Consider the following 3,308-nt stretch of genomic DNA (forward strand, 5'->3'; position numbering starts at 1 on the left):
GCATGGTTCGCACGACCTCGCGCAGGCGCCGGGCACGCTCGTAGGTCACGGGGCCACCGATACCCAGCATGAAGCCAAGGTCGAACAATTGCCGCGCCTGCTCGGCACTGCCGGCAAAACTGTGCACCACGCCGCGCAGGCCCTTGTGCCGGCGCAGGGTGAGGGTGACCTCCTCGAGCGCGCGGCGCGCATGCACGATCACCGGCAGCTTGCGTTCGCCGGCGAGGTCGAGCTGGCGGGCAAAGATTTCCCGCTGGCGGGGAGGCGGAAGTCCCTCCACGTAGAAGTCCAGGCCGATCTCGCCAATGGCCACATGGGGATGCGCGTCGAGCCAGCCGGGAAGCTCATCCAGGTGCTCGTCGCGGTGCCGTTCGAGCATCAGTGGATGCAGGCCATAGCCGGCGGCAATACGCTCGTCGGCGGCGGCAAGGCTTGCCACCGCCTCCCAGTTGCCCCGGTCGATCGCCGGCACCACCACGCGCGCGACGCCGGCGTCGGCGGCCCGCTGCATCACGGTTCCCAGGTCGCTGGCGAAGCTTGCATCGTCGAGATGGGCATGGGTGTCAACGATGGCGATCAATGTGCAGTCCTCGTGAAAATCGTTCTAAGCGCGCATTCAGTATGCCGAACGTTCAATGGCAGCGTGCCCACCGGCACGGCGAGGGGTCGTGTCCGGTCTGGCTGAATAACAGGAGAGTGATCCATGAAGTCCCTTATGACGTCGACCTTGTATCTCGCCGTTGGCGCGACCATGGCCCTGGGCGTCGCCGGCTGCAACCGCGATGCCGACGCTGCCGTGGGCGAAGCCGGTTCGAAGTTTGCCCGGGTGGTGAGCGTGGACCCCGTCCGCGAGCAGACCCAGCCGCAGCAGGAGTGCCACGATGTCGTGGTGAACCGGCACGTGCCGGTGAAAGATCCCAACCAGCTGGCCGGTACCGCCATCGGTGCCGTGGCCGGCGGCTTGCTCGGCAACCAGGTCGGCCATGGCAATGGCCGTACGCTGGCCACCGTGGCAGGCGCCGTCGGCGGCGGCTATGCAGGCAAGCGCATCCAGGAAAACCGCCAGGCCAACAATGTCACGCAGTCGGTGCAGCGCCGCTGCCAGACGGTGGGGCAGGCCACCGACAAGGTCGTCGCCTATGACGTGAAGTACCAGTACAACGGCGTCACCCGCAGCGTGCGCATGGACCATGACCCAGGTGACCGGGTCGAGGTCCAGGAAGGCGTGGTTTCGGTATCCGATGCGCGCGATCCGCGCCAGTCGGCCCAGTAACGTATTTTTCCAGCCCTCCCATCAACCTCGAGCGAGAATTTCAATCCATGAAGACCCTAGTCGTCACCCGGATCGTGCTTGCCGCCGCCGTGGCCTGCGTCGGCCTGTCTGCCTGCGTCGAACAGCCGCATCGCCGCTACGAGAGCCGCGAGGTGGTGTACCAGCAAGCCCCGCGTGGCTGTGGCCAATGCGGCGTGGTGGATGACATCCAGCAGGTGTACGTGCGCAAGCAATCGTCCCCGGGCGGTGCCATCCTAGGTGCCGTGATCGGCGGCGTGCTCGGCAGCACCGTGGGCCATGGCGACGGGCGCACCGCGGCCACCGTGGGCGGTGCCGTGGCCGGTGGCTTCGTCGGCAATGCGGTGGGCAAGAACCAGTCGGGCGACGACGTGGCCTTCCAGACCGTGGTAAGGCTCGACGATGGCCGTACCGCCACCGTCACCCAGCGCGAGGATCCTCAAGTGCGCCAGGGCGATTACGTGGAAGTGCGCGACGGCCACGTTTTCCGCCGATAGGTGTAACGGACGTCCAGACGTCCAAACAAAAAGCCCTCCGAGAGGAGGGCTTTTCTTTTGCTTGGGTTCTGGGGGTGGAGCTAGTTGACGGCGTAGAAGGCGTGGTCGCCGATCGTCGTCACTCTGTTGCGTGACCAGGCGGTGTTCACCGAGGTCGTGGCGAAGTGGTCTGCGCGGGGAACATAGACCAGTCGCTGGCTCTTTGGCAGGTTCCAGTTGTCGATGGAATCGCCGGCGATCTTCCATGCCTTCTGCCAGGAGGTGAGATCGGTTACTTCGAACGTCTTGGGCGTGGTGCTGATGGCGAACTGGCGCGGTGCGCTGACAACATCGCACACCGATGTGCCCTCATTGCTGCGGTCACGCCGCCGCATCGCGACTTCCGCCACCGCATACTGCCCGATGGTCGACTCGCTACGTGCTTCCAGGTAAACCGTCGTCGCCAGGCACGTCTGGTCAGCGAGGTGTTGCGGGAGGACGGACGCCACCCAAAGCAACATCGATAATTTCATTCGTTCTGCCTCCAACTTGCTTTCCGTCGAAGGCGGATGACGCAGCCTTTGAACGTGTAGCGGTGGACGGCTGGCAGGCCGTGGCCACCTGGATTGACCGCTCGCCGATACCATGGCTTGCGGGCGTCACGACATGTGACTATCACGCCGGGTGTCCGAGCCCGGTGGGAATGCGTTTCGCTGTTGTTGATCGGGCGGCCTGCACAGTAAGCATTGGCGGCGCACCACAGCGTATTGTCACCGGCGTCATGCCGGGTCGCGCCGATTCGACTGCCAGTCGATTCGTCGCGTCATGTAACGGGGTGTTACACCGTTACCCAAATTCGATCGGCGGAGCCTAGTGGGGGATGCATCACATTGGCAAGTGCAAGGGCCATCTTGTTCAGCAAAGGCTCACAACATACGTGAACCAATTTGTGCTGCACCGCAGATGAAATTTGCGTGTACGCGTTATCGGCACATGCCATTCGTTCTATTCAATGTGGCCACATGTGCAGTGATGCAAGGTTCGTCTGCTTGCCTTGGACATCGAATACGCCAGAGCGTTCATCGTCAAGGATCACGTCATTCAGGATCACCAATGCTTTGGTTGCACCATCCAAAGCATGCGCGTTCAGCAGCATGCCGATGGCAGCGCTGTTGCGGCGCAATGTCGCACCAGGTGAAGCGATAGCGTCGAACCTCGCCGTATGCAGGTGCTGCTTGCCTGCGCCGCGATAGTGCATGCGCGCGACGATTTCCTGTCCCGGGAAGCATCCCTTGTTGAAATTCACCGCGCCAAGGCGTTCGAAGGAAAGCGATTGTGGTAATAGTTCACCGATCGCTGCATCGGGTAACCACGCAAACCCCGCGTCGATGTCGTGGTCGATCCAGTGACGCGTTGCGTGGTCGGCTGCGTGCGTGCTTGCTGTGTTGACGACGCGCCAGCTGCGGGTGCCGCCACCGTAGGTGATGCCGGCATCTTCATCGACGGTGATGAAGCCATCGGCCAACGCAGGTCCATCGATC

5 protein-coding genes are annotated in these 3,308 nt (G+C 63.2%); 2 read left to right on the forward strand and 3 right to left on the reverse strand.

Annotated elements, in window-relative coordinates:
- The coding region (locus tag VK519_RS12250; protein WP_324350148.1) for a TatD family hydrolase at positions 1-580 on the reverse strand (580 nt) is incomplete at its 3' end.
- Between the two features lie 123 nt (positions 581-703).
- Here VK519_RS12250 and VK519_RS12255 point away from each other — a divergent pair.
- Both VK519_RS12255 and VK519_RS12260 read left to right on the forward strand, forming a co-directional pair.
- On the forward strand, positions 704-1,273 hold the full coding sequence (locus VK519_RS12255; protein WP_324350150.1) for a glycine zipper 2TM domain-containing protein: 570 nt from the start codon (positions 704-706) through the stop codon (positions 1,271-1,273).
- 47 nt (positions 1,274-1,320) lie between these two features.
- The gene (locus tag VK519_RS12260; protein WP_324350152.1) at positions 1,321-1,788 is read left to right on the forward strand and encodes an outer membrane lipoprotein; all 468 of its coding nucleotides are present in this window, start codon (positions 1,321-1,323) and stop codon (positions 1,786-1,788) included.
- An 80-nt stretch (positions 1,789-1,868) separates the two neighbouring features.
- On the opposite strand, the gene VK519_RS12265 is transcribed toward VK519_RS12260, so the two are convergent.
- A complete protein-coding gene (locus VK519_RS12265) occupies positions 1,869-2,288 on the reverse strand; it encodes a cell wall hydrolase (RefSeq protein ID WP_324350155.1) in 420 nt (139 codons plus the stop codon).
- 488 nt (positions 2,289-2,776) lie between these two features.
- On the reverse strand, positions 2,777-3,308 hold a 532-nt coding region (gene ygfZ, locus VK519_RS12270; protein ID WP_324350154.1), incomplete at its 5' end, for a CAF17-like 4Fe-4S cluster assembly/insertion protein YgfZ.

The organism is Pinirhizobacter sp. (assembly GCF_035317885.1).
Taxonomy (GTDB): Bacteria; Pseudomonadota; Gammaproteobacteria; order Xanthomonadales; family Rhodanobacteraceae; genus Pinirhizobacter.

Coding starts and splice junctions, on each gene's coding strand:
- VK519_RS12255 (WP_324350150.1), top strand. CDS start 704: ATGAAGTCCCTTATGACGTCGACCTTGTATCTCGCCGTTGGCGCGACC.
- VK519_RS12260 (WP_324350152.1), top strand. CDS start 1,321: ATGAAGACCCTAGTCGTCACCCGGATCGTGCTTGCCGCCGCCGTGGCC.
- VK519_RS12265 (WP_324350155.1), bottom strand. CDS start 2,288: ATGTTGCTTTGGGTGGCGTCCGTCCTCCCGCAACACCTCGCTGACCAG.